This is a genomic window from Azospirillum sp. BE72, assembly GCF_031455875.1.
Classification (GTDB): Bacteria; Pseudomonadota; Alphaproteobacteria; order Azospirillales; family Azospirillaceae; genus Azospirillum.
Window position 1 is genome coordinate 1,025,520 of record NZ_JAVDTO010000001.1, and the last position, 25,876, is coordinate 1,051,395.

A 25,876-nucleotide genomic window follows, 5' to 3' on the forward strand; every position below is an offset into this window, starting at 1 on the left:
CGCGCTTATTCCGCCGCCTCAAGCGCGACCCGCGCCAATTCCAGCAGCTTCTTGTCGACCTCCTCCTCGTCATAGCCGGGGGTGTCGGCCAGGGAGTCGCGCAGGCGCATGGTGATGAACTCACCGGTGTGGTGCTTTTCATAGAGGCGGACGTCGCCCAGCGCCTTGGCGACGCGGTGCAGCCGATCACGATCCATCATGCTCTCTCCCATCCTGGTCACTCATCTCGGTCACTGGCGTGCCAACAGCCGGGCTGCCGCATCATTCCTGTGCGTTGAATTCCTCTTGCGCCGTACTGCGCTTGGATGCCGGAACAGGGCGCGGCTTTCGGGCGTCCCTGTTCTTGGCTGCAATCACCGGCGATTGGGGGCGAGTGCATGGACCCAGGACAGGATCAACGGCGAGAACTGCTCACCCGCGTCCGCCATGTCGTGGAGCATTACGAGCGCCACAGCACCGCCGGCCCCGCCATCATGCGCGGCGTCCGCTACGACCTCGCGGTGCGGGCAACCGACCTGAACGGCGACGGCTGCCTATTTCCGGCCTGCACCTGCGCCAAGGCGGACTGCGCCGAACGCAAGGGCTGCGCGCCGCCCGATGTCGGCGTCTGGATTGAACAGGCCAAAAAAGAAAACCGCCCCCGGCGCGAACCGGGAGCGGCTTTCGAATGATGCGTGACCGACCGCGGCGCCCATTGCCGGACGCCGCGAGGCAACATCAGACCGAGTAATACATCTTGTACTCGATCGGGTGCGGCATGGTCTCGAAGGCCATCATCTCTTCCGTGCGGAGGTCGATGTAGCCGTCGATCATGTCCTGCGTGAAGACGTCGCCCTTGCGCAGGAACTCGTTGTCCTCGCGGAGCGAGTTCAGGGCTTCGCGCAGCGAGCCGCAGACGGTCGGGACCTTGGCCAGCTCTTCCGGCGGCAGATCGTACAGGTTCTTGTCCATCGCGTCGCCAGGATGGATCTTGTTCTGGATGCCGTCCAGGCCGGCCATCAGCATGGCGGCGAAGGCCAGGTACGGGTTGGCCGACGGATCCGGGAAGCGGACCTCGACGCGCTTGCCCTTCGGCGAGGCAACGTACGGGATGCGGCAGGACGCCGAACGGTTGCGGGCCGAGTAGGCCAGCAGAACCGGGGCCTCATAGCCCGGGACCAGACGCTTGTAGCTGTTGGTCGACGGGTTGGTGAAGGCATTCAGCGCCTTGGCGTGCTTGATGATGCCGCCGATGTAGTACAGCGCCAGCTCCGACAGGTCGGCGTACTGGTTGCCGGCGAACAGCGGCTGGCCGTCCTTCCAGATCGACTGGTGGCAGTGCATGCCCGAACCGTTGTCGCCGAAGACCGGCTTCGGCATGAAGGTCGCGGTCTTGCCATAGGCGTGGGCGACGTTGTGCACCACGTACTTGTAGTACTGCATGTTGTCGCCGGTGCGGACCAGCGTGTCGAACTTGATGCCCAGTTCGTGCTGTGCGGCGGCCACCTCGTGGTGGTGCTTCTCGACCGGAACGCCCATCTCGGCCAGGACGCTCAGCATCTCGGCGCGCAGGTCGTTGCAGCTGTCGATCGGGGCGACCGGGAAATAGCCGCCCTTGGTGCCCGGGCGGTGGCCCAGGTTGCCGTCCTCATACTCCTTGCCCGACGAATAGGAGCCTTCGTCAGAGGCGAACTCGTAGGACACCTTGTTCATGTCGACGGAGTACTTGACGTCGTCGAACACGAAGAACTCGGCTTCCGGACCGAAGAAGACGGTGTCGCCGATGCCGGCCGACGCGGTGTACTTCTCGGCGGCCTTGGCGATGCCGCGCGGGCAGCGGGCGTAGGCGCCGCCGGTGCCCGGATCGTAGACGTCGCAGAGGATGTTCAGCGTCGGCTGGGCGGCGAACGGGTCCATGATGGCCGTCGTCGGGTCCAGCTTCAGGATCATGTCCGACTCTTCGATGCCCTTCCAGCCGGCGATCGAGGAACCGTCGAACATGATGCCGTCTTCGAACACGTCCTCGTCGATGGTCGAGACGTGCTGGGCCGTGTGGTGCAGCTTGCCGCGCGGGTCGGTGAAGCGCAGGTCCACGTACTTGACGTCGTGTTCCTTGATCAGGTCGAAGACCTTGCTGATGTCGGACATGTCTCTTTTTCCACGCTTTAAGAGGGTTGGATCCCGCTGCGTCAAGCCGCAGCCCCAGCCCTTTCGGGGCTTCGGCGGCGGAGGGCGGCGCTCGCGGCGGACGTTATCTCACGCCTTTCTTCCCCGTACAACGCGCCAACCCAAAAAGTCGCACGTTCGCCATAGGCGGCCATCGGCCGTTCGGCGAAGGGTGCGGCAGGGGCCGGCGCGAGGGGATGGGGAAAACGGCGCATGTTGGCGGATGCTGGTCGGAAGGGAGCCGGTTGGAAGGTCGGACGGGATGGCCGGACGCGATCAGATCGCGTCGGCACCCTTTTCGCCGGTGCGGATGCGGACCACTTCCTCCACGGGCGTGACGAAGATCTTGCCGTCGCCGATGCGGCCGGTATGGGCGGCCTGCTGGATCGCCTCGATCGCCCGTTCCACCAGGGAGTCTTCCATCACCACCTCGATCTTCACCTTCGGCAGGAAGTCCACGACATATTCCGCGCCGCGGTAAAGTTCGGTGTGGCCCTTCTGGCGGCCGAAGCCCTTGGCTTCGGTGACGGTGATCCCCTTGATCCCGACCTCGTGAAGGGCTTCCTTCACCTCGTCGAGTTTGAACGGCTTGATGATGGCTTCGATCTTCTTCATGGGTCTCTCGTGTACGAGGTGCCAACGCCGGCAGGCACCGTCCACGGCACTGCCGACAGCGACGACGGTAAGCATGGAGCGTGCCACATTCGGCCGATCCGGTCCGGCGGCATCGACGCTGGTCATAAGACGGTCGGATGCCGTCCGATGGGGCAGGGTGCTGCCGAAGGATTCAGCGGAGTGAACAATATTTGTGCAACAGGCGCAAGCGCTCCTCTGCCTGAGCGTCATCGAAGGCGGCAGTTACGGGCGAAAGGGGTGGGCTCCGACCCCGAAAGAAGTTTTTTCACTTTTCGCGAAAAAGGCGCTTGACCGGAAAGCCGAGGTGGAGGATAACGCGGCTCCCGACGGCGGAAACGCTGACGGCGGCGGTGGTAGCTCAGTTGGTAGAGCCCTCGGTTGTGGTCCGAGTGGTCGTGGGTTCGAGTCCCATCCATCGCCCCATCTTCCCTTTCCTTTCCTCTTAAAATCCGTTCTTCTTATCGTCCGCACGGCTTACTGGCCGTCTCGCGGGCGTTTATGCTTGTCTGCATCGTCCGTTGCGGGCAAAGACGCACCCCAGGGGTAGAGTGGGGGCGTGCGAGTTCGCCCGCAACGGAACGCAGTGCCGGGGAGTGAGGGATGGATGAGCTTCTGTCCGTCGCGGAGATGTATCGGGCCGATCAGTTGGCCATCGCCGCCGGGGTGCCCGGCCCGGCCCTGATGGAGGCCGCCGGCGCCGCCGTGGTCCGCGCGGTGTGCGAACGCTGGGCGCCGCATCCGACCGCCGTGCTCTGCGGCCCCGGGAACAATGGCGGCGACGGCTTCGTGATCGCCCGGCTCCTGCTGGAGGCCGGCTGGCCGGTGCGGCTGGCGCTGCTCGGCACACGCTCGGCACTCACGGGCGACGCCGCGGTGGCTGCAGACCGCTGGCCCGGTCCGATCGAAGCGGCCGATCCCTACATCCTCAAGGGCAATCCCCTGGTCATCGACGCGCTGTTCGGCGCCGGCCTGTCCCGGCCGCTCGACGGCCACGCCCGCGCCATCGTCGAGGCGATGGAAGGGCTCACGGTGGTGGCGGTGGACGTGCCGAGCGGCCTGCACGGAGACAGCGGCCGGGTGCTGGGCGCCGCGCCCCAGGCGGCGCTGACCGTCACCTTCTTCCGCCGCAAGCCCGGCCATGTGCTGTTGCCCGGCCGTACCCTGTGCGGCGAAGTGGTGGTCGCCGACATCGGCATTCCGGAGCGCGTGCTGGACGGCATCGCCCCGCAGACCGCCGTCAACGAGCCGTCGCTGTGGCATCATCGCTTCCCCTGGCCGGCGCTGGACGGCCACAAATATGCGCGCGGCCATGCCGTGGTTCTCGGCGGTGCGCGGATGACCGGGGCGGCGCGGCTTGCCTCGGTCGCGGCATTGCGGGCCGGGGCCGGGCTGGTCACCATCGCCTGCCCGCAGGAGGCCTTCCCGGTCTATGCCGCCGGATGCGCCAGCGTGATCGTCGACCCGCTGGAGGATGACGGCGCCTTCGCCAGCCTGCTGCAGGACCAGCGGAAGAACGCGGTGCTGATCGGGCCGGGAGCGGGCAGGGGCGCACAGACCCGCGCCGCGGTGATGGCCGCGCTGGATGCCCGCAAGGCCTGTGTGCTGGACGCCGATGCGCTGACCAGCTTCGCCGAATCGGCGGACGAACTGCTCGATCGGTTGGACAAGCGCTGCGTCCTGACTCCGCATGAGGGGGAGTTCGCCCGCCTTTTCGGCGATTCGGTCGGCATGGACGGCGACAAGCTGTCGCGGGTGCGTGCCGCCGCCGCCCGGTCGGGTGCCGTGGTGGTGCTGAAGGGGGCGGACACGGTGGTCGCCGCGCCCGACGGCCGCGCCGTGGTCAACGTCAACGCGCCGCCCGATCTGGCGACCGCCGGGACCGGCGACGTGCTGGCCGGCATCGTGCTGGGCCTGCTGGCGCAGGGGATGGACGGGTTCGAAGCCGCCTGCACCGCCGTCTGGTTGCATGGCGAGGCCGGGCGCGCGCTCGGCCCCGGCCTGATCTCCGACGATCTGGCGGGGGCGCTTTCCGGTGTGCTGAAGGCATTGAAGGCACAAGGCTGACACCTGCCAAAGGCCGCTCAAGCGCGACGTTGGAGGTACCTCCAACGGCAGCGTCCACGCGCCCCCTTGCGGCGCCGGTCGAGGCGGGCCAGACTCCGGGGCATGAGCGACGCACCCGACACGACCACGCTGGATCCTGTGCCGCCATCCCAGGCCGCGCAGCCCAATTTTTTCGACCGCGCGCTGGACAACCTGCGCACCCGCTGGCGCGAGATCGCGGCCTCGGCCCGCGGCGCCGTCGGCGCACCGCCGCGCACCCATCTGCCCCGCGAGGACGCCGAACGGCTAAAGGAGCAGATCGAGGCCTGCCTGGAATCGCGCGGCGGCGAGGTTTCGGCCCGCGCCCGCGCCGCCCAACTCGGCCGCACCTATCTGGCGCTCGATCCCCAGGGCCGCCGCAACTTCCTTTTGATGCTCGCGCGCGACTTCGACGTCGACCGCGACGCGGTGATGGACGCGATGGCGACCTTCCAGGCGGCTGCCGACCCGGTCGCCCGCGGCCATGCCGAGCGGGCTCTCCGCCGTGCGCTGGAACCGCCGCGCCTGCGCCTGCTCACCCAGTTCAACGCCCTGCCGGAAGGCGTCAAGTTCCTGGTCGACCTGCGCGCCGAACTGATGGAGATGGCGCGCGGCGAACCGCTGCTGCAGGCGCTGGAAGACGATCTCAAGAACCTGCTGCGCGCCTGGTTCGACGTCGGATTCCTGGAGATGCACCGCATCACCTGGGACAGCCCGGCCTCGCTGCTGGAAAAGCTGATCAAGTACGAGGCGGTGCACGAGATCAGCGGCTGGCAGGATTTGAAGGACCGGCTCGATTCCGACCGCCGCTGCTTCGCCTTCTTCCATCCGCGCATGCCGCACGAGCCGCTGATCTTCGTCGAGGTGGCTCTGGTCCAGGGCATGTCGGACAATGTGCAGGCGCTGCTCGACCCGACCGCCCCGGTCTGCGACCCGAAGAGCGCCGACAGCGCCATCTTCTATTCGATCTCCAACGCCCAGGTCGGGCTGGGCGGCATCAGCTTCGGCAATTTCCTGATCAAGCGGGTGGTCGACGGGCTGGCGACCGAATTCCCCAACATCAAGTGCTATGCCACCCTGTCGCCGATCCCCGGTTTCCGCCGCTGGTTCGACCGGACGCTCGACTGCGACGGCGACGCCCTGCTGAGCAACACGGAGGCCGAGCGCATAGCCGAGCGGCTGGCCGCGCTGGAACAGGGCGACGACACCGAAGCTCCGACCGAGGGCGGCGTCGGCACCGACGAATCGCCGCTGCTCGCCCGCGCGCTGTCCCGCCCCGGCTGGGTGGAAGACGAGGAACTGCAGAAACGCCTGCGGGGTCCCTTGATGCGGATGTGCACCCATTACCTGACCACGGTGCAGGAGGCGAAGGGCCATGGCCGCGCCCGCGCGCAGGATCCGGTGGCGCATTTCCACCTGACCAACGGCGCCCGGATGGAACGGCTGAACTGGCTGGCCGACCGGTCGGCCAAGGGGCTGAAACAGTCGCTGGGGATGATGATCAACTACCGCTACCGGCTGGGCGAGATCGATGCCAACCACGAGGCCTATACCGGCGAGGGGCGCATCATCACCTCGTCGGCGGTAAGGTCGCTGGGGAAGGCCGGCAACTGAGGCGAACGGACCGGACCTCACTCTGTTGAGCGGGGCCATTTTGCCTGTTTGCTTCCGGCGCGCTGTGCTATAGACCGGACTTCGCCGGCGGTCCGGCGGGTGTTTGCGCACCCGTCGCGGCTGCCTTTGCCATGAACGCGGGCGTGGCGGAATTGGTAGACGCGCTGGATTTAGGTTCCAGTGACTTCGGTCGTATGGGTTCAAGTCCCTTCGCCCGCACCATGGCAACACCTTGGACCGCATGGACAACACGGATTCGGGCCGCCCGGACGGGCGCCGCCGGGCCGGAACAACGAGATAGGCTTTCGTTCCGATGAACATCACCGAGACCAGCACCGACGGCCTCAAGCGCGAATTTCAGGTCGTCATTTCCGCCAAGGACATCGAAGAGAAGGTGAACGGCAAGCTGGAAGAGCTGCGCCGCACGGTCCAGCTGCCGGGCTTCCGTCCGGGCAAGGTGCCGGTCACCGTGATCAAGCAGCGCTATTTCGGCGGCGTGCTGTCCGAGGTGCTGGAGGACGCCATCTCCGACAGCTCGCGCCAGGCGCTGAGCGAGCGCGGCCTGCGCGTCGCCCTGCAGCCGAAGATCGAAGTCGAGAAGTACGAGGACGGCGGCGACCTCACCTACAAGATGGCCGTCGAGCTGCTGCCGGACGTCGAGCCGGGCGACTTCACCGGCATCGAGCTGGAGAAGCCGGTCGCCGAGGTCACCGACGAGTCGGTGGAAGAGGCGCTGAGCCGTCTGGCCTCGGCCCACTCGACCCAGGCCCCGGTCACCGAGGACCGCGCCGCCGAGACCGGCGACATCGCCGTGATCGACTTCGCCGGTTCCGTCGACGGCGAGGCCCTGCCGGGCATGGACGGCAAGGACTATCCGCTGGAACTCGGCGCCGGCCGCTTCGTGCCGGGCTTCGAGGAGCAGCTGGTCGGCGTCAAGGCCGGCGAGCACCGCACCGTCAACGTCACCTTCCCGGAAGACTACCCGCACGAGCGCCTGAAGGGTGCCGCGACGGTCTTCGAGGTCGACGTGAAGGAGCTGCGCAAGAACGTCCCGGCCGAAGTCAATGACGAACTCGCCAAGGAGTTCGGCATGGAGAGCCTGGAGAAGATGCGCGAAGCCATCCGCGACCGCATCAAGGGCGAGTATGACGGCCTGTCGCGCCTGCGCGTGAAGCGCCAGCTGCTCGACAAGCTGGCCGAGGCCCATTCCTTCGAGGTGCCGGCCGGCATGGTCGACATCGAGTTCGAGGGCATCTGGGCCCGCCTGCAGGAAGAGCTGAAGAACGGCACGGCCGGCGAGGACGCCAACAAGTCCGAGGACGACCTGAAGGCCGAATACCGCTCGATCGCCGAGCGCCGCGTCCGCCTGGGTCTGCTGCTGTCGGAAGTCGGCCGCCGCAACAACATCCAGGTCACCCAGGACGAGGTGAACCGCGCCCTGATCAACGAAGCCCGCCGCTTCCCCGGCCAGGAGCGTCAGGTGTTCGAGTTCTTCAAGCAGAACCAGCAGGCGCTCGAGAATCTCCGCGCCCCGATCTTCGAGGACAAGGTCGTCGATCACATCCTGGATCAGGCCAAGGTGACCGAGAAGACCGTCAGCGTCGAAGAGCTGACGAAGGACGAGGACGAGGCTGAGGCCGCCTAACTCCCCAAAAGGAGTGGGGGCGGACTACCATCCGCCCCCAAAGGTTCCTATATGTGGTTCCGTGCCGGCAACGATCACCGGTTCAGCCAACTGCGGGGGCAGGGAAGAACACATGTACGACTTCGAGCCGAAGATGAATGCTCTGGTCCCGATGGTCATCGAACAGACCAACCGGGGCGAGCGCGCGTACGACATCTATTCGCGCCTGCTGAAGGAGCGGATCATCTTCCTGATCGGCGGAGTGAACGACGCCGTCGCCAGCCTGATCTGCTCGCAGCTGCTGTTCCTTGAGTCGGAGAACCCGAACAAGGACATCGCGCTCTACATCAATTCGCCGGGCGGATACGTCTCGGCCGGCCTCGCCATCTACGACACCATGCAGTACATCCGTCCGCAGGTGTCGACGGTGTGCATGGGGCAGGCCGCGTCGATGGGCTCGCTGCTGCTGGCCGCCGGTGCGCCGGGCAAGCGCTTCTCGCTGCCCAACAGCCGCATCATGATCCACCAGCCGTCGGGCGGCGCCCAGGGCCAGGCCTCGGACATCGAAATCCAGGCCCAGGAAATCCTGAAGCTGCGTTCGCGCCTGAACGACATCTACGTCAAGCACACCGGGCAGGACCTCGACACCATCGAGACCGCCATGGAGCGCGACAAGTTCATGTCGCCGGAAGAGGCGAAGGCCTTCGGCCTGATCGACGAGGTGGTGGAGAAGCGCCCGGGCGCCGACCACCATTCCTGAGCCCTCCCAACAAAGGGTTGATCGGGTCGTGACGCTGTTGTTGAATGGCAGTGACACGATCCGGTCATAGGGGAAGTCCCGATGAGGGACCCGGATATGCGGATCGTGATGCGTCGCCAAATCGGCGCATGACCTTGTCGCGGGCGTCGTCCGCGATAACCTGAGTAGGACCGGCGTCGGGGGGCGCCGCGAACGGGCATGGTCCTCAAGGATCACGCCTCCCGCGAGATGACGGAGTACCGATGAGCAAGTCCAGCAGCGGCGATTCGAAGAATACGCTCTACTGCTCCTTCTGCGGCAAGAGCCAGCACGAGGTCCGCAAGCTGATTGCCGGTCCGACGGTGTTCATCTGCGATGAATGCGTCGAACTGTGCATGGACATCATTCGCGAGGAGAACAAGACGACCCTCGTGAAGTCCCGCGATGGGGTTCCGACCCCGCGCGACATTCATGCGGTGCTCGACGATTACGTTATCGGACAGTCCTACGCCAAGCGCGTGCTGTCGGTGGCGGTCCACAACCATTACAAGCGCCTCGCCCACGGGACGAAGCACAACGACGTCGAACTGGCGAAGTCGAACATCCTGCTGATCGGTCCGACCGGCTGCGGCAAGACGCTGCTGGCCCAGACCCTGGCCCGCATCATCGACGTTCCCTTCACCATGGCCGACGCCACGACGCTGACCGAAGCCGGTTACGTCGGCGAGGACGTCGAGAACATCATCCTCAAGCTGCTGCAGGCCGCCGACTACAATGTGGAGCGGGCGCAGCGCGGCATCGTCTACATCGACGAGGTCGACAAGATCAGCCGCAAGTCCGACAACCCGTCGATCACCCGTGACGTGTCGGGCGAGGGCGTGCAGCAGGCACTGCTGAAGATCATGGAGGGCACCGTCGCCTCCGTGCCGCCGCAGGGCGGGCGCAAGCATCCGCAGCAGGAATTCCTGCAGGTCGATACCAGCAACATCCTGTTCATCTGCGGCGGCGCCTTCGCCGGCCTGGACAAGATCATCGCCCAGCGCGGCAAGGGCACCAGCATCGGCTTCGGCGCCGATGTCCGCTCCGCCGACGAGCGTGCCACCGGCGAGATCCTGCACGAGGTCGAGCCCGAGGATCTGCTGAAGTTCGGTCTGATCCCCGAGTTCATCGGCCGCCTGCCCGTGCTGGCCACCCTGTCCGACCTGGACGAGGGCGCGCTGGTCGAGATCCTCAGCAAGCCGAAGAACGCCTTGGTCAAGCAGTACCAACGCCTGTTCGAGATGGAAGACGTCCATCTGGAGTTCTCCGAGGACGCCATGCGCGCCATCGCCCACAAGGCGATTGCCCGCAAGACCGGCGCCCGCGGCCTGCGGTCGATCATGGAAGCCATCCTGCTCGACCCGATGTTCGACCTGCCGGGCCTGACCGGCATCGAGAGCATCCTGGTCAACAAGGAAGTGGTCGAAGGGCGTGCCAAGCCGCTCTACGTCCATGCCGAACGACGCAGCGAGGCGCCGGGCGCCTGACCCGGAGACACTCTGTCGCGCGTGTCGCGACGCGGCGAATAATGGGGCGCTTCGGCGCCCCTTTTCTTTTGTCCGCCCCCTTTATCTCTTTTCCCCATGGTTCCGGTGCCGCCGGTTCCATGGGTTGGCCGCCCTCCCATCCGAATCGTCGCCTCACCAGAGCTGTCATGGCGGTCCTGCCCCGGGTTGGGGCGCGGACGGGGCCGCAATGCTCCCCATTAGGCGGCCGAATGGGCTCCAAATCGGCCCGAAGCGCCGTTCAAGCCGTCCGAAAGTGGAATAAACGGGGTGTTGGCCGGTGGAATGGCCTCCTCACCCCGTGGAAACGGCGCGAAGGAAGCCGCAGCCACTTGAAGGGCGCATGGGCGTGTGCCACGTTAGTCGGGTGCCGTAGGCGATCCCCGCGCTCAACCCGAGGCGGGGGCTGTGTCAGGCCCATTCCGGGCTGGCGGCGATCCATTCATCGAGGCCCTGCCCATGATCGAACTCTCCCGTGGTGCCCTCTACCCGGTCCTGCCGCTGCGCGACATCGTGGTCTTCCCCCACATGATTGTGCCGCTGTTCGTCGGGCGCGAGAAGTCCGTGCGCGCGCTGGAAGACGTGATGAAGGATGACAAGCAGATCCTGCTCGTCACCCAGAAGAACGCCGCGCAGGACGATCCGACTCCGGCCGACATCTACAGCGTCGGCACCGTCGGCACCGTGTTGCAGTTGCTCAAGCTGCCGGACGGGACCGTCAAGGTGCTGGTGGAAGGTGGCCAGCGCGCCGCCATCACCAAGTTCGCCGACAATGAGGAGTTCTTCCAGGCCCAGGCCGAACTGGTGGAGGAAAAGACCGGCGAGAACCAGGAGCTCGAAGCCCTGAGCCGCGCCGTCGTCTCCCAGTTCGAGCAGTACATCAAGCTCAACAAGAAGATCCCGCCGGAGGTGCTGGTCTCGATCAACCAGATCGAGGAAGCCGGCAAGCTGGCCGACACCGTCGCTTCGCATCTGGCGCTGAAGATTCCGGAAAAGCAGCAGCTTCTGGAATGCGCCACCGTGTCGGAGCGTCTGGAGCGGGTCTATGCCTTCATGGAAGGCGAGATCGGCGTTCTTCAGGTGGAAAAGCGCATCCGCAACCGCGTCAAGCGGCAGATGGAGAAGACTCAGCGCGAGTACTATCTGAACGAGCAGCTGAAGGCGATCCAGAAGGAACTCGGCGAGACCGAGGACGGCCGCGACGAGTCGGCGGAACTGGAAGAGAAGATCAACAAGACGCGCTTCTCCAAGGAAGCCCGCGAAAAGGCGCTCGCCGAGCTGAAGAAGCTGCGGTCGATGAGCCCGATGTCGGCGGAAGCCACCGTGGTCCGCAACTACCTGGATTGGATGCTGTCCATTCCGTGGAAGAAGCGCACCAAGGTGAAGCGCGACCTGAAGCTGGCCCAGAAGGTGCTGGACGCCGACCATTACGGTCTGGAGAAGGTCAAGGAGCGTATCCTCGAGTATCTCGCCGTCCAGAACCGGATGAACAAGGTCAAGGGTCCGATCCTCTGCCTCGTCGGTCCGCCCGGCGTCGGCAAGACCTCGCTCGGCAAGTCGATCGCCAAGTCCACGGGCCGCAACTTCGTCCGCATGTCGCTGGGCGGCGTTCGTGACGAGGCCGAGGTCCGTGGTCACCGCCGCACCTACATCGGCTCGATGCCCGGCAAGGTCATCCAGGGCATGAAGAAGGCGAAGTCCTCCAACCCGCTCTTCCTGCTGGACGAGATCGACAAGCTCGGCGCCGACTGGCGCGGCGACCCGTCGTCCGCCCTGCTGGAGGTCCTGGATCCGGAGCAGAACGGCACCTTCAACGACCATTACCTGGAAGTCGACTACGACCTGTCCGACGTGATGTTCGTCTGCACGGCCAACACGATGCGCATGCCGCAGCCGCTGCTGGACCGCATGGAGATCATCCGCGTCGCCGGCTACACCGAGGACGAGAAGGTCGAGATCTCCAAGCGCCACCTGATCGAGAAGCAGATCGAGGCGAACGGCCTGAAGAAGGGCGAGTTCACCATCTCCGACGACGCGCTGCGCGATCTGGTCCGCTACTACACGCGGGAAGCCGGCGTCCGCAGCCTGGAGCGTGAGATCGCCAACCTCTGCCGCAAGGCGGTGAAGGAGATCCTGCTGAAGGGCACCGGCGGCGCCAAGGTGTCGGTCACCCGCCGCAACCTTGACAAGTATGCCGGTGTCCGCCGCTTCCACTATGGCGAGGCGGAGCTGGAGGATCTGGTGGGCGTCACCACCGGTCTGGCCTGGACCGAGGTCGGCGGCGAACTGCTGTCGATCGAGGCCGTCGGCCTGCCCGGCAAGGGCCGCGTCACCACCACCGGCAAGCTGGGCGACGTGATGAAGGAATCGGTCCAGGCGGCCGAGAGCTACGTCAAGTCGCGCGCCGTCGCCTTCGGCATCAAGCCGACGCTGTTCGAGAAGAAGGACATCCACGTCCACGTTCCCGAAGGCGCCACGCCGAAGGACGGCCCGTCGGCCGGTGTCGCCATGGCCACTTCCATCGTCTCGGTGCTGACCGGCATCCCGGTTCGCAAGGACGTGGCGATGACCGGCGAAATCACGCTGCGCGGCCGGGTCCTGCCGATCGGTGGCCTGAAGGAGAAGTTGCTGGCCGCACTGCGCGGCGGCATCAAGCATGTGCTGATCCCGAAGGACAACGAAAAGGATCTGGCGGACATCCCGGACAACGTGAAGCGCGGGCTGGAGATCATGCCCGTCAGCACGGTGGACGAGGTGCTGCGCAACGCGTTGGTGCGTCCGTTGGAGCCGATCGAGTGGACCGAGCCGGAGGTCGATCCGGCCGCGGCGAAGGTCCAGGAGAAGGGCGCCGACGGAGAGGCCCTGCGTCACTGATCCGGGGCCGGCGGTTGCGATCCGATCGTGGCCGCCGCCGGACGCGCGACTTTTGGAACATGATGAGCTATGCCGCCCGTCTGGAATTGACGGGCGGCAAACGCTGTGCTTATCCTTTGCTTCCAATAAGTCGTGGACGAAAAGTCCTGGGGCGGCTTTTGTCTTTCAGTATTTGCTGAATTTGGAAGGGGGATTGCGTGAACAAGAACGATCTCGTGGCGCATGTTGCCGAAGCGTCCGGTTTGTCCAAGACCGACGCCACGAAGGCCGTCGACGCCGTGTTCGACAGCATCGCCGAATCCTTGAAGAATGGCGATGAGGTCCGTCTGGTCGGCTTCGGCACCTTTGCGGTGGCTGAGCGTCCCGCGACCGAAGGCCGCAACCCGCGCACGGGTGAGAAGATCGACATTCCGGCGTCCAAGCAGCCGAAGTTCAAGGCCGGCAAGACCCTCAAGGACGCGCTGAACTGAGGTTCAGCCGGACAGGCTTGAAGTTTCCGGCCCATTCAGGGCATAGTGCGGCCGGCCGGGCAACCACCCGGCCGGCTTGTATTTGAAGGCAAAGCCTTTTCCAGGCTTCGGGCGATTAGCTCAGCGGTAGAGCGTCTCGTTTACACCGAGAATGTCGGGGGTTCGATCCCCTCATCGCCCACCATTCCCATACGCGCTTCTACAACCAGGCCCCGATCCGGGGCTTTTTTCATGCCCGAAAAGTGAGGGGCGCCGGATGGGGCGCCCGTTTGGCGGTCACTGTTCGCCGCAGGGATTCGGCTGATCCTTCATGCCGACATAGCCTTGGCTCGCGTCATACAGGAACTGGTACTGCCGCAGGAAATGGCGGCCGGTGTTGATGAAGGGTGGACGCTTGTCGGTGCTCCAGGGGATCACCTGTTCCGGTTCGTTCGGCGCGCCGCCGCCAACGATGAAGGCATCGGTTGCGATGGGATTGGCGGCATTGGGAATTTGCACGGCGACCGACATTTGTGGTGCCAACACGCCGACGGTCTTGTTCGGCTCGCTTCTGTCAGGCTGCTGCACCGTGTCGAACTTGATCGCGGGCGGCACCGTCATGTAGCTCTGCGGGATGCCGGTATCGACCAGAATGTTCGCCGGGGTGCAGGTCGGGCCATTGGCATCGCGGTTATCGTTCGGATTCACCGTGATGCAGCCGCGCGGCATCATCCAGTCGCCGGGATACTGCTGATAGGGCTGCAGCTTGGCGAAGCGGAAGCCCGCCGTGTTGGCCGCGGTCAGCCCGACCTGGATGCCCTGGCGGCCGATGATATAGCCCTTGTTCAGCGTGCCCGGCGCGACGGGCCGGCCGTTCACGCTGCGCAGGTTCAGCAGGACATTCTTGTCCGGCGTGCCCTGCGGCTGGAAATCCGCCTCCTGACCGAATCCCACGCCCATGTAGAGCACGGGCTTTTCCGGCACCGGCAGGTTAGGGCAAATCGTCTGATCGGTCTGGTAGCTGTCGCAACGGCCGGACTGCTCCACGCCCAGCACCAAGACGTCCGAGGTCGCCACCGGCTGGTTGTTGCGGTCATACAGGGTAACCGTCATCGGCACCCAGGTGCCGACCCACAGCACCTTGCTGCTGGACAGGAACTGCGTGCCGGCCGTGGCACCTGCGGCCGTCTTCAGCTGTTCATAGTTGGGGATGTTGGCGGCCGAGATGGCGATGCCGACCGATCCCGTGTCCATCGTCACGGAGTGGATGGTGCTGTCGCCGGCAATGCTGAAATTCAGCTGCGGCGCATCGGTGAAGGACACCGGCTGGAAGTTCGCGAAAGGAATGCACTGGGTAACGCTCGCGCCGCCATAGCTGGGCTGGCTCTGGGCCAGGGCAGGGCCCGCTACGGCGAGGCTCAGTGCCGCTGCGGTCACGGTACGGGTAACCGAAGTGAAGAATTCCATGGCACGGCTCATCATTGATTGAGGATGCCAAGAGAATTGCTGGCGACGCGAGTATCGTCCAGTGACCAATCTTGCCAAAAAAGAGCGAATCTCCTCGGCGCTGCAATCAATAGGGCGGCTACCGCCCTATGGTCCTGCGGCTGTTCAGCGTGCGTGTTGATCCAGGAAGCTGCGGCACTGATCGAAGTCGCGCAGGCATGGATCGGGCAGGTCGATTCCCTTGCGCTCCGCCAAACTGCGGGCGAAGGCGACCATGCGCTCCGTCGGCTCGCGGCGGCGAAGCCCATTCGGCGGCGCCGGAGCGGTGGCCGATGCGGCAGGCTGTACATTATCCGCCTGCACGCTCGTCGGCGGCGCCGATGCCGGAGCCTTGGCTTTGCGGACACGGCGGGGCTTCGGCGTGGCAGCCCCACCCTCCACCGGAGGTTCGGCCTTGCGGGTCCGCCGGCGCACCGGCTTGGCAGCACCCGCTGCGGCGTCGTTGGTGCGTCCACCCGCGCCCCGGCGGGCGAATCGTGCCTTGGGAGCAGGCAGGCCGAGGTCCAGCAGCGTGCCGCGCTGTCCGACCAGCGCACCGATCAGACGTTCCGCCTCCGTCGCGATCGCGTCGATCACGCGGCGAAAATCGGCGCGGCCGGTGACCACCTCGTCCAGCTTCATCTCCCACAAGGCGGTGGTTCCGGGATCGACCAGGGTGGGGGCGGCGGCGCGCAGCGTCTCGAACAGGTGCAGGCCGGCGGGCGTGGGCACCAGCCATTTGCCGTCCGCGCCCAGCAGGTTCTGCTTGCGCAGCCCCTTGATGACTTCGGCGCGGGTGGCCGGGGTGCCGATCCCTTTGGCCTCCTTCAGACGGTCGCGCAGGGACGGCTCCTCGACGAACCGCCAGGCGTTCTGCATGGCGTCCACCAGCGTGCCCTCATTGTAGCGCGGCGGCGCCTGGGTACGTTTGGCCTCCACCTTTGGGTCGCTCAACGTCGCCGGCTCGCCGTCGGTCAGCGGCGGCAAGGTCTGCTCGGCCTCCTCCTCCGGCTTGCCATCACTCTCGGCGGACCCGAAGGCAGCCTTCCAGCCCAGCTTCAGCGGGATGCGGCCGACGGCGCGGAAGGCGACGGGCTTGCCCCCAACCGGCACCGGCATGGTCACGCTGGTCTGGCGATACTCGTAATCCGGCATCACCGCGGCAAGGTAGGACCGGCAGATCAGCGCATAGAGCCGCTTCTCGTCGTCGGTCAGCCGGACCAGCCGCGATTCCAGATCGTCCAGCACATTGACGTTGGGGATCACCGCATGGTGTGATACGCCCTCCAGCGCCTTGTCGCAGAAATGGCCGGACTTGCCCTTGCGGATCACCGGGCGGGCAATGTCGAGATGGGCGAAGCCGCGCAGCCGGGTCAGCGCGCCGACGATGGCCGGCACGTCGGCGATCTGGTTCTCCGACAGATACCGCGCCTCGGCGCGCGGATAGGTGATCAGCTTCTTGCCGTCGCCGTCATACAGTTCCTGCGCCACCGACAGCGTGCGGTCGGCGGTCCAGCCCCAGCGTTGTCCGCAGGTCTTCTGCAGAGAAGGCAGGTCGTACAGCTTGGGCGGGGCCTGCCGCTTCTCCTCCACCGTCACGGTCAGCGGGCCGCGGTGGTTGTCGGCGGCGCGGGCGATGGCCTCGGCCGCAGCGCGGTCCTTGATGCGGTCCTTCGGCGCCGGGGCGTGGCGCATCTGGAAGCTTCCCTCCGCCACGCTTGCGGTCGCCACGACCTCGAAATAATCCTCCGGCTTGAAGTTGCGGATCTCCAACTCGCGCAGGCAGACGATGGCCAGCGTCGGGGTCTTCACCCGGCCGATGCCGATGACGCCGCGGGTGCCGGGCGCCAGCAGGGTCTTGGTCGCGGTGCGGGTCAGCGACAGGTTGTAGATCTGGTCGGCCTGCTGGCGCGCCACCGCCGCCTCATAGAGCGGGCGCATGCTGTCGTTGGGCTTCAGCGTCGCGAAGGCGTCGCGCAGGGTCTTCGGGTCCTGCGCCGTGAAAAGCGCGCGCCGCACCTTGCCGCGATAGCCGACATGCTCCAGGATCTCCTGGCCGATCAACTGGCCTTCGCGGTCGCAGTCGGTGGCGAGGATCACCTCGTCGCAGGCGCGCAGCGCGGCTGTGATGGCCTGCAGCTTCACAGCCTTGTTGCCACCCTGGTCGGGGCGGGTGGGGTAGAGTCCGTCCGGCTTCAGCAGGGTCGGCGACCAGCGTTTCCAGGCGGGATCGACCTCGTCCGGCTCGGCAAGCCGCAACAGGTGGCCCTCGGCCGGCAAAATACGGCCGTAGCGGTCGCCCAGTGCCGCGCGCAGGTCTTTCGCCTGACTGGATTTTTCGGTGATGATCAGCGTCGCCATGCGCGGGAGAATACGGGATTGAGGGAAACGGAGCAAGAACATGCGCGCGGTCGGCGCCGCCTTGGCCTCGGCCTTATGGTCGCAGCCGCGCTTGCGCTCATAATTCTGGCCGGTGCGCCCGGAGCCCATGCGGAACGGCCGCTGCTGCCCGGCGTCGGGCCGGGGGACCGGCGGGTGCCGGTGGATGCGTCGGCGGCTCCGTGGCGCAGCGTCGTCCGGGTGCAGACCAACCTGGCCGGCCGCTGCACCGGGGCTTTGGTCGGGCCGCGCACGGTGTTGACCGCCGCCCACTGCCTGTTCAACCCGCGGACGCGGCGCTTCCTGCAGGCCTCATCGCTGCATGTCCTGTTCGGCTATGACCGGGGCGACTTCACCCGGCATGTCACGGTGGCTCGCGTCGCGACCGATCCGGCCTATGATCCCGCTGCGCCCAACCCCATGGTTTCGGCCGACTGGGCGGTGCTGACGCTGGAGCGGCCTGCGCCGGAGTCGGTGCCGCCGCTCCCCGTCAGCGCCGCGCTCCTGCCGGCCGGAACGCCGCTGATGCTCGGCGGCTACAGCCAGGACCGGGCGCAGATCCTGATGGCCGATCGCGACTGCCGGATGCTGGGGGAGAGTGCCGGGCTGCTGGTCCATGATTGCGACGCCACGCGCGGGACAAGCGGCGGGCCGCTGCTGGTGCGGTCCGCGAGCGGCGACGGCCCGGCGGGGGGCGGCTGGGCCGTCGCCGGAGTCGGCGTCGCCGCCGGCAATACCCCGGCCGTGCGCAATTTCGCGGTCGCCGCCGCCCGGTTTGCCGCACTTTTGGCGAAGGATACCGCCGCGGAGCAGCCCTGAGCGGGGGCGGCGCATTTTTTACTTCGCGCGCGGCTCTGAATGGCATAGACGTACGCGCGTCTTTTTCGAGCCCCCCGGAACCCGGAGTCTTTTCGTCATGTCGATCCAGCGCTTCCACACCGGACCGCGCATGAGCCAGATGGTCGTCCATAAGGACACGGTCTATCTCGCCGGTCAGGTCGCCGACGAGCCGACGCCCGACGTCGAGCGTCAGACCGCCCAAATCCTGGCCCAGATCGACGCCCTGCTGGCGGAAGCGGGCAGCGACAAGAGCAAGCTGCTGTCGGCCACGATCTATCTGGTGGACATCGCCAGCTTCGGCGCGATGAACAAGGCGTGGGAGGCCTGGGTCGATCCGGCCAACCCGCCGGCCCGCGCCACGGTGGAAGCCAAGCTGGCAGCCCCGGAGTATCTCGTTGAAATTCAGGTCACCGCTGCTAAATAAGGCGGCGGAAACGGGGCGACCCGGCAGCCTCGGTTGGGGTGTGCCGGCGTGGCCCGAACGCTGTGAGGGCCGCGCGCTTCAATATTCCGACAAATTGCTTGTCGGTTTACGGAATGTTAATAACGCCTTAACAGATCGCCCGTAAAACCCCGACCAACCTCTGCCGCCGAAGCGGACGACCCTGACGGTCGCGCTTCGGTTGTCGCGTTACTGCAATGGAACCGCAACATGCCGCGCCAAACGCCACTGTCTGACATTCGGAACATCGGCATCATCGCCCACGTCGACGCGGGCAAGACGACGACCACCGAGCGCATTCTGTACTACACCGGTCGCAAGCACACGATCATCGACGTCCACGAGACGAAGGATCTGAAGACGTCGACCACGACCGACTACATGGAGCAGGAGCAGAAGCGCGGCATCACCATTCAGTCCGCCGCGGTTTCGGCTTTCTGGCGCGAGAAGAAGATCAACGTCATCGACACCCCGGGCCACGTCGACTTCACCATCGAGGTGAACCGCTCGCTCCGCGTGCTCGACGGCGCGGTCGTGGTGTTCGACGGCGTCGCCGGCGTGGAGCCGCAGTCGGAGACCAACTGGCGTCTGGCGGACAACTACAACGTCCCGCGCATCTGCTACGTCAACAAGATGGACCGCTCCGGCGCCAACTTCCAGCGCTGCGTCAGCATGATCAAGACCCGCCTGAATGCGCGTCCGGTCTGCATCCAGGTTCCGCTCGGCTCGGAAGACAACTTCCGCGGCATGGTCGATCTGGTCGAGATGAAGGCCTATGTCTGGTTCTCCGACGACAAGGACGCCAAGTGGGAGACCTGGGAGGTCACCGACGATCTCGCCCAGAAGCTCAACCTGACCGTCAAGGAAGACCTGGACAACATCGCCAGCATCCCGGCCCTGCGCGCCGAGCTCGTCGACACCGCCCTGGAAATGGACGAGGCGGCGATGGAGGCCTACCTGGACTCGGGTGAGGATCCCTCGCCCGACGTTCTGCGCGCCTGCCTGCGCAAGGGCACCATCACCAGCGCCTTCACGCCCGTGCTCTGCGGCTCGTCCTACAAGAACAAGGGCGTCTGCCAGGTTCTGGACGCGGTCGTCGACCTGCTGCCGGCTCCGACCGACGTCGAGGCCATCAAGACGGTGGACGAGGACGGCAACGCCAATGGCGAGCGTCTCAGCTCCGACGACGCGCCCTTCTCGGCGCTGGCCTTCAAGGTGCTGAACGACACCTACGGCTCGATGACCTTCGTGCGCGTCTATTCGGGCGTGCTGACCAAGGGCATGTCGATCCTGAACTCGACTCGCGGCAAGCGCGAGAAGATCGGCCGCATGGTCGAGATGTACGCGAAGGACGCCAACCCGATCGAGGAAGCCCGCGCCGGCGACATCATCGCGCTCGTCTCCCTGCAGGAGACCGAGACCGGTGACACGCTGTGCGACGCCTCCGCGCCGGTGATCCTGGAGCGCATGCGCTTCCCCGACCCCGTCATCAGCGTCTCGGTCGAGCCGAAGACCAAGGGCGAGCAGGAGAAGTTCTCCATCGCTCTGGGCAAGATGGTCCGCGCCGATCCGTCGCTCCGCCTGGAGACCGACCGTGAAACCGGCCAGACCATCCTGCGCGGCATGGGCGAGCTGCACCTGGAAGTGACGCTCGACCGTATGCGCACGGAGTTCGGCGTGGAAGGCAACATGGGCAAGCCCCAGGTGGCCTACCGCGAGACGATCACCAAGCCGGTGGAATACACCTACACCCACAAGAAGCAGACGGGCGGTTCGGGCCAGTTCGCCGAGGTGAAGATCATCTTCGCGCCGCGCGAGCGTGGCGAGGGCTTCGAGTTCCTCGACGAGACGGTCGGCGGCACGGTTCCGCGCGAATATGTCCCGTCGGTCAAGAAGGGTCTGGAGATGCAGAAGGAAGACGGCGTCCTCGCCGGCTACCCGACTGTGGACTTCAGCGCCCGCCTGGTGGACGGCAAGTACCACGACGTCGACTCGAACGCCCTGACGTTCGAAATCGCCGCCAAGGCCTGCTTCCGTGAGGCTCTGCCGAAGGCCGGTCCGATCCTGCTCGAGCCGGTGATGAAGGTCGAGATCGTCACCCCCGACGATTACCTGGGCGACGTTATCGGCGACGTGAACCGTCGTCGCGGCACCGTCCTGGGCCAGCTGGAGCGTGGTTCGAACATCGCCGTCGAGGCCAATGTCCCGCTGAACGAAATGTTCGGCTACATCGGCCAGCTGCGCGGCATGACCTCGGGCCGTGCGTCCTACACGATGGAGTTCAGCCACTACGAGCCGGTGCCGCGCAACGTCACCGACGAAATCGTGGCCGGCCGCAACAAGGCCGCCTGATCGCCCGACCCGGATCATCGGGCTGGCAATCGGGGCACATCCGGTAAAGCAGACGGCCGGCGGAGCGATCCGCCGGCCGTTTGCTGTTTCAACAGGTTGTGGGCGGAACTTCAACTTCCGGCTCAAGTCCGTTCCGTCACCCGACCGGCACTGCACCGATGGTGTAAGGGTCATAGATCGGCGGGTTGGGCGCCGAGCCAGCGCCTCTGACCAATTCTTTAGCGTTTTGCAACCAAAAAATAGTTGGCAGAGCGTCGAATCCGTGCCCAAATTTGGAGCATGATGATTCGGCGCTTCTTTTCCTTGACTGTGCTTTTGCTGCTGACCCTCGGGGTGCCGGCCGGGGCTGGGCAAGGGAACCTGCGTCTGGACGGCCTTTTCCAAGCCCTGCACAGCACCACCGACGCCGCTTATGCCGAATCGGTGGAGGAGCATATCTGGGACTTCTGGCTCGATCATCCTGACCCGGCAATGGTCCGCGACATGCGCGCCGGTGTGCTCAGCCTGAACAGCGACGATTACGAGTCGGCACTGCGGAACTTCGACGCGCTGGTCGCCCGCGATCCCTCCTATGCGGAAGGCTGGAACAAGCGCGCTGCGACTCACTACATGCTGGGCGACTACCGGTCGGCCATGCTGGACCTGCGCCACGCGTTGTCGCTGGAGCCGCGCCATTTCGGGGCGCTGGTGGAATTGGGGTTGGTCTATTTGGCGCTGGGTGACGAAAAGCCGGCGCTGCGAGCCTTCGATGCGGCGCTGAAGATCAACCCGCATCTCAGCCGGGTGCGGGCGCAGGCCGACGCCCTCCGGCACCGCGCCGCCGGCACCGACCTCTAGGCAGGCCGGCAGGCTCGGCTGCTACCTATTGTCACGAGCAGAACTATCCCAAAAGACGCGCGATAGAGGTATAACCTTCGGCGATGCGACCAGTGGGCGGTCGCTGTCTCAATCCTGCGCGCCCGCAATCGGTGCGGCCGGGCCGGATGCCGGGGGTACGATGTTCGACCAAGCCATCCATTTCATCGGCGAATTGCGGGTGCTTAGCGCATTGGGCCTGCTGGGCCTGTCCTTCATCCTGCCGCTGACGATCTTCATCGGCCGTACCAACATCAAGAATGTCAGGCAGAAGATCATCGCCGACCTGGAGTCGGTCTTCCGCATCGAGGGGTGCGAGCATGACCAACTGATCCCGTCCTTCGAGTTCGCCGCCTACAAATACCGTGCCCTGCCGCAGGGACCCGACAACAAGCAGCCGTCGGAATGGCGGGCTTACTTCTTTCCCGTCCTGGTCTTCATCATGGTGTCGTTCAGCGGTTTCCTGACCTCCAGCGGCATGCTGCTGGGCAAGGATCGCCTGGACCATTTCCAACCGCTGTTCAGCGGGATGACGCTGTACGGGGTCGACGGCGTCACACCGGTCGATCTGGTGCATTACCAGCTTCAGACCGTGGCGGTGCTGTCGTTCACCTTCTTCGGCGCCTATGTCTGGTCGATCAATTACCTGATTCGCCGAATTTCCAACTACGACCTGTCGCCGATCTCCTTCCTGCGCGTGACCGGCCACATCATCCTGGCCTGCGTTACCTCGGTCACCCTGCACCACGGCTACATGGATCTGGCGCAGATGGTGCCGGAAGGGGCGGTCGGCGATCGGGTGCCGGAACTGATCGTGGCCTTCCTGGTCGGATTCTTCCCCAAGCTCGGCCTGCAGACGCTGCTCAGCCGGGTGCCGCAGTTGCAGGTCCGGCGGATCGACCCGCGGGCGCAGGCTTTCATCCGAGAATATCCGATCGACATGATCCTGGGTATCGACTCGTCCATCAAATTCCGGCTGGCCGAATTCGAGATCGAGGATGTGCAGAACCTCGCAACCGCGAATCCGATCCTGCTGTTCGTGGAGACACCCTACGGCATTTACGAGACGATGGACTGGGTGGCGCAGGCCCAACTGATCCTGGCGCTCGACCTCGACCAGATCGAGGCGCTGCGGGTCGTCAATGTCCGGACGATCTTCGACATCGAGCGCTTCATGGCGCGGCCGGAGTCGCGGCCCCGGCTGGTCCAGGCGCTGAACTGCCCCAAGACGGACGGCAAGGGCACGGTGCTGCTGGCCGACCGCGGCATCACGCTGGAGAACCTGGACTCGGTGGTGCAGGCCATCGGCGAGGATCTGCATGTCCAGCGCCTGCGCCAGATCTGGCGCAACATCGAGCTGAAGCTGTGTCTCGACCTGCCGCAGGTGAACCGTGACCGCGCGCTTCTGAATGCCGGGCGGCTGCCGCGGAGCCCGATTCCGGCAAAGGGTATGGCGGTCAACGACACCGACGCTGACGGCGAACCGCTCGATACCGCGCCGGGGCTTGTGCGGACGGCGGTTCCGGCCGAGTAATCGGCCTTGACAAGTTCCGGGGTTTTTCTATAGTCCCACCCTCTCGCCGCCCCACCGGGTGGCGGGTAACATTGTGCGTTCCCAGGTCCGGCCTTGTGCCGGGCGGGATTTGCTCGGTGTGTAGGCGGCCCGACGGGCTGCCGTTGAGATATCGAGATCGAGGAGAGCAGCGTGGCGCGTATCGCTGGCGTCAACATCCCCGCGCAGAAGCGCGTGGAGATCGGGTTGACCTACATCCATGGCATCGGCCCCTTCAAGGCCAAGGAAATCTGCGCGAAGCTGGCCATTCCGGCCGAGCGTCGCGTGAACGAGCTGACGGACGACGAAGTCCTGAAGATCCGCGAAACCATCGACGCCGACTACCGCGTCGAGGGCGATCTTCGTCGTGAAGTCGCGATGAACATCAAGCGTCTGATGGACCTGGGCTGCTACCGTGGCCTGCGTCACCGCAAGGGCCTGCCGGTCCGCGGCCAGCGCACCCACACGAACGCCCGCACCCGCAAGGGTCCGGCCAAGCCGATCGCCGGCAAGAAGAAGTAAGAGGACGAACGCAAAATGGCCAAGCCCTCCGCCGCTTCTCAGCGCCTGCGTCGTCGCGAGCGCAAGAACATCACCGCCGGCGTCGCTCACGTGAACGCCTCGTTCAACAACACGATGATCACCATCACCGACGCGCAGGGCAACACCATCGCCTGGTCGTCGTCGGGCACCATGGGCTTCAAGGGTTCGCGCAAGTCGACGCCCTACGCCGCCCAGGTCGCTGCCGAGGATGCCGGCCGCAAGGCCCAGGAACACGGCATGAAGACCCTGGAAGTCGAAGTGAAGGGTCCGGGTTCGGGGCGTGAGTCCGCCCTGCGCGCCCTGCAGTCGATCGGCTTCCAGATCACGTCGATCCGCGACGTCACGCCGATCCCGCACAACGGCGTTCGCCCGCCGAAGAAGCGTCGCGTCTGATCCAGTACCGTTTCCGCACCCGCGGGGACCGACCGTTCCGGGACAGGGGGCCGCTGCCATCGCGGCCCCCTCAGCATGGGAATGGTTCGGGCCCCGCGGGTTCGTGTCCACCCGATGGCATCTTGAGGTCGATCCGTGCTTCAGAAGAACTGGCAGGAACTGATTAAGCCGAGCAAGCTGGACATCCAGCCCGGTGACGACGCCGACCGCTTCGCGACCGTGGTCGCCGAGCCGCTGGAACGCGGCTTCGGTCTGACCCTCGGCAACGCGCTGCGCCGCATCCTGCTCTCCTCGCTGCAGGGTGCCGCCGTCACCTCGATCCACATCGACGGCGTGCTGCACGAGTTCTCGTCCATTCCCGGCGTCCGCGAGGACGTGACCGACATCGTCCTGAACATCAAGACGATGGGTCTGCGCATGGGCGGCGACGGCCCGAAGCGCATGCGCCTGCGCGCCGAAGGCCCGGGCGAGGTCAAGGCCGGCATGATCGAGACCGGTCCCGACATCCAGGTCATGGATCCGGAACTGGTCATCTGCACGCTGGACAACGGCGCGCGGCTGAACATGGAACTGACGGTCGAGACCGGCAAGGGCTATGTCCCGGCCAGCCAGAACCGTCCGGAAGACGCGCCCATCGGCCTGATTCCGATCGACGCCCTGTTCTCCCCGGTCCGCAAGGTGTCCTACAAGGTCGACAACGCCCGCGTCGGGCAGGTCACCGACTATGACCGCCTTTCAATGACGGTGGAGACCAACGGTTCGGTCAAGCCGGACGACGCGGTGGCTCTGGCCGCCCGCATCCTGCAGGACCAGCTGCAGCTGTTCATCAACTTCGAGGAGCCGACGCACGCCGTCTCCGAGGAGAAGCACGAGGAGGTTCCGTTCAACAAGAACCTGCTCCGCAAGGTGGACGAGCTGGAGCTGTCGGTCCGTTCGGCCAACTGCCTCAAGAACGACAACATCGTCTACATCGGCGACCTGGTGCAGAAGACGGAGGCGGAAATGCTCCGCACCCCGAACTTCGGCCGCAAGTCGCTGAACGAGATCAAGGAAGTGCTGTCCCAGATGGGCCTGCACCTCGGTATGGAAATCCCGAACTGGCCGCCGGAGAACATCGAAGAGCTGGCCAAGCGTCTGGAAGAGCCGTACTAAGCATCTCGCGTTTATGCCCCCACCCTAACCCTCCCCCGCCCAGCGGGGGGGGGTAGGGGTGGGGGCAAGAGTTCACCACTGCCAGGGCCGCCACGGCCCGACCCCGCAGCCGTACCAGCATTTCGACTGGGCGGCGGGGTTCACGATCGGCTCCCCGAGGGGGGCCAAGCCATGAA

Annotated in this window: 21 protein-coding genes and 3 tRNA genes; 19 read left to right on the plus strand and 5 right to left on the minus strand. The window is 65.7% G+C overall.

All coding sequences use genetic code 11. The features are described from left to right. Positions 1–5 precede the first annotated feature (5 nt). Positions 6–200, minus strand: a complete 195-nt coding sequence (locus tag J2Y49_RS05005) for a hypothetical protein (RefSeq protein WP_111066590.1) — start codon at positions 198–200, stop codon at positions 6–8. A 177-nt stretch (positions 201–377) separates the two neighbouring features. Between J2Y49_RS05005 and J2Y49_RS05010 the strand changes: the two genes are divergently transcribed. After that, positions 378–671: a hypothetical protein gene (locus tag J2Y49_RS05010; protein WP_310112904.1), complete on the plus strand. Its 294-nt coding sequence runs from the start codon at positions 378–380 to the stop codon at positions 669–671. Between the two features lie 46 nt (positions 672–717). Here J2Y49_RS05010 and glnA read toward each other — a convergent pair whose 3' ends face one another. Both glnA and J2Y49_RS05020 read right to left on the minus strand, forming a co-directional pair. After that, positions 718–2,127, minus strand: a complete 1,410-nt coding sequence (glnA, locus tag J2Y49_RS05015) for a type I glutamate--ammonia ligase (protein WP_310112905.1) — start codon at positions 2,125–2,127, stop codon at positions 718–720. 294 nt (positions 2,128–2,421) lie between these two features. After that, positions 2,422–2,760: a P-II family nitrogen regulator gene (locus J2Y49_RS05020; protein WP_012974531.1), complete on the minus strand. Its 339-nt coding sequence runs from the start codon at positions 2,758–2,760 to the stop codon at positions 2,422–2,424. Between the two features lie 368 nt (positions 2,761–3,128). Between J2Y49_RS05020 and J2Y49_RS05025 the strand changes: the two genes are divergently transcribed. From J2Y49_RS05025 to J2Y49_RS05070, 10 genes are all read left to right on the plus strand, one after another. Beyond that, a tRNA-His gene (locus tag J2Y49_RS05025) sits at positions 3,129–3,204 on the plus strand. A 177-nt stretch (positions 3,205–3,381) separates the two neighbouring features. Beyond that, entirely contained in the window at positions 3,382–4,845 is a 1,464-nt protein-coding gene (locus J2Y49_RS05030; protein WP_310112907.1) for an NAD(P)H-hydrate dehydratase, read from the plus strand. A 102-nt stretch (positions 4,846–4,947) separates the two neighbouring features. Continuing rightward, the gene (locus J2Y49_RS05035) at positions 4,948–6,477 is read left to right on the plus strand and encodes a malonyl-CoA decarboxylase (protein ID WP_310112908.1); all 1,530 of its coding nucleotides are present in this window, start codon (positions 4,948–4,950) and stop codon (positions 6,475–6,477) included. Between the two features lie 137 nt (positions 6,478–6,614). Next, positions 6,615–6,699: transfer RNA gene (locus J2Y49_RS05040), tRNA-Leu, on the plus strand. Positions 6,700–6,790: 91 nt separating this feature from the next. Next, entirely contained in the window at positions 6,791–8,122 is a 1,332-nt protein-coding gene (gene tig, locus J2Y49_RS05045) for a trigger factor (protein ID WP_310112910.1), read from the plus strand. Between the two features lie 112 nt (positions 8,123–8,234). After that, positions 8,235–8,861 carry an ATP-dependent Clp endopeptidase proteolytic subunit ClpP gene (gene clpP, locus J2Y49_RS05050; protein ID WP_012974527.1) on the plus strand — a complete coding sequence of 209 codons (627 nt, stop codon included), beginning with the start codon at positions 8,235–8,237 and terminating at the stop codon, positions 8,859–8,861. A 242-nt stretch (positions 8,862–9,103) separates the two neighbouring features. After that, entirely contained in the window at positions 9,104–10,366 is a 1,263-nt protein-coding gene (gene clpX, locus J2Y49_RS05055) for an ATP-dependent Clp protease ATP-binding subunit ClpX (RefSeq protein ID WP_149198333.1), read from the plus strand. 477 nt (positions 10,367–10,843) lie between these two features. Beyond that, positions 10,844–13,258, plus strand: a complete 2,415-nt coding sequence (gene lon / locus J2Y49_RS05060) for an endopeptidase La (protein ID WP_149221954.1) — start codon at positions 10,844–10,846, stop codon at positions 13,256–13,258. A 197-nt stretch (positions 13,259–13,455) separates the two neighbouring features. Beyond that, positions 13,456–13,728: an HU family DNA-binding protein gene (locus tag J2Y49_RS05065; protein WP_012974523.1), complete on the plus strand. Its 273-nt coding sequence runs from the start codon at positions 13,456–13,458 to the stop codon at positions 13,726–13,728. Between the two features lie 109 nt (positions 13,729–13,837). Further along, positions 13,838–13,912, plus strand: a tRNA-Val gene (locus tag J2Y49_RS05070). A 92-nt stretch (positions 13,913–14,004) separates the two neighbouring features. On the opposite strand, the gene J2Y49_RS05075 is transcribed toward J2Y49_RS05070, so the two are convergent. Both J2Y49_RS05075 and J2Y49_RS05080 read right to left on the minus strand, forming a co-directional pair. After that, entirely contained in the window at positions 14,005–15,174 is a 1,170-nt protein-coding gene (locus J2Y49_RS05075) for a hypothetical protein (protein WP_310112913.1), read from the minus strand. A gap of 144 nt (positions 15,175–15,318) precedes the next feature. After that, the gene (locus tag J2Y49_RS05080) at positions 15,319–17,553 is read right to left on the minus strand and encodes a DNA topoisomerase (protein WP_310112914.1); all 2,235 of its coding nucleotides are present in this window, start codon (positions 17,551–17,553) and stop codon (positions 15,319–15,321) included. Positions 17,554–17,628: 75 nt separating this feature from the next. Here J2Y49_RS05080 and J2Y49_RS05085 point away from each other — a divergent pair, with 75 nt between their 5' ends. From J2Y49_RS05085 to J2Y49_RS05120, 8 genes are all read left to right on the plus strand, one after another. Next, on the plus strand, positions 17,629–18,390 hold the full coding sequence (locus J2Y49_RS05085) for a trypsin-like serine protease (RefSeq protein WP_310112915.1): 762 nt from the start codon (positions 17,629–17,631) through the stop codon (positions 18,388–18,390). A gap of 97 nt (positions 18,391–18,487) precedes the next feature. Next, positions 18,488–18,835 carry a RidA family protein gene (locus J2Y49_RS05090; RefSeq protein ID WP_014248117.1) on the plus strand — a complete coding sequence of 116 codons (348 nt, stop codon included), beginning with the start codon at positions 18,488–18,490 and terminating at the stop codon, positions 18,833–18,835. Positions 18,836–19,063: 228 nt separating this feature from the next. Beyond that, positions 19,064–21,205, plus strand: coding sequence for an elongation factor G (gene fusA, locus J2Y49_RS05095; RefSeq protein WP_310112917.1), 2,142 nt, complete (start codon positions 19,064–19,066; stop codon positions 21,203–21,205). A gap of 309 nt (positions 21,206–21,514) precedes the next feature. After that, positions 21,515–22,042 carry a tetratricopeptide repeat protein gene (locus tag J2Y49_RS05100; RefSeq protein WP_310113305.1) on the plus strand — a complete coding sequence of 176 codons (528 nt, stop codon included), beginning with the start codon at positions 21,515–21,517 and terminating at the stop codon, positions 22,040–22,042. A 160-nt stretch (positions 22,043–22,202) separates the two neighbouring features. Further along, a complete protein-coding gene (locus J2Y49_RS05105) occupies positions 22,203–23,594 on the plus strand; it encodes a hypothetical protein (RefSeq protein WP_310112918.1) in 1,392 nt (463 codons plus the stop codon). Between the two features lie 171 nt (positions 23,595–23,765). Continuing rightward, on the plus strand, positions 23,766–24,134 hold the full coding sequence (gene rpsM, locus J2Y49_RS05110; protein WP_149221948.1) for a 30S ribosomal protein S13: 369 nt from the start codon (positions 23,766–23,768) through the stop codon (positions 24,132–24,134). 15 nt (positions 24,135–24,149) lie between these two features. Continuing rightward, positions 24,150–24,548, plus strand: coding sequence for a 30S ribosomal protein S11 (gene rpsK / locus J2Y49_RS05115; protein WP_012974490.1), 399 nt, complete (start codon positions 24,150–24,152; stop codon positions 24,546–24,548). Between the two features lie 135 nt (positions 24,549–24,683). Continuing rightward, positions 24,684–25,700: a DNA-directed RNA polymerase subunit alpha gene (locus J2Y49_RS05120; protein WP_085089782.1), complete on the plus strand. Its 1,017-nt coding sequence runs from the start codon at positions 24,684–24,686 to the stop codon at positions 25,698–25,700. Positions 25,701–25,876: the final 176 nt, after the last annotated feature.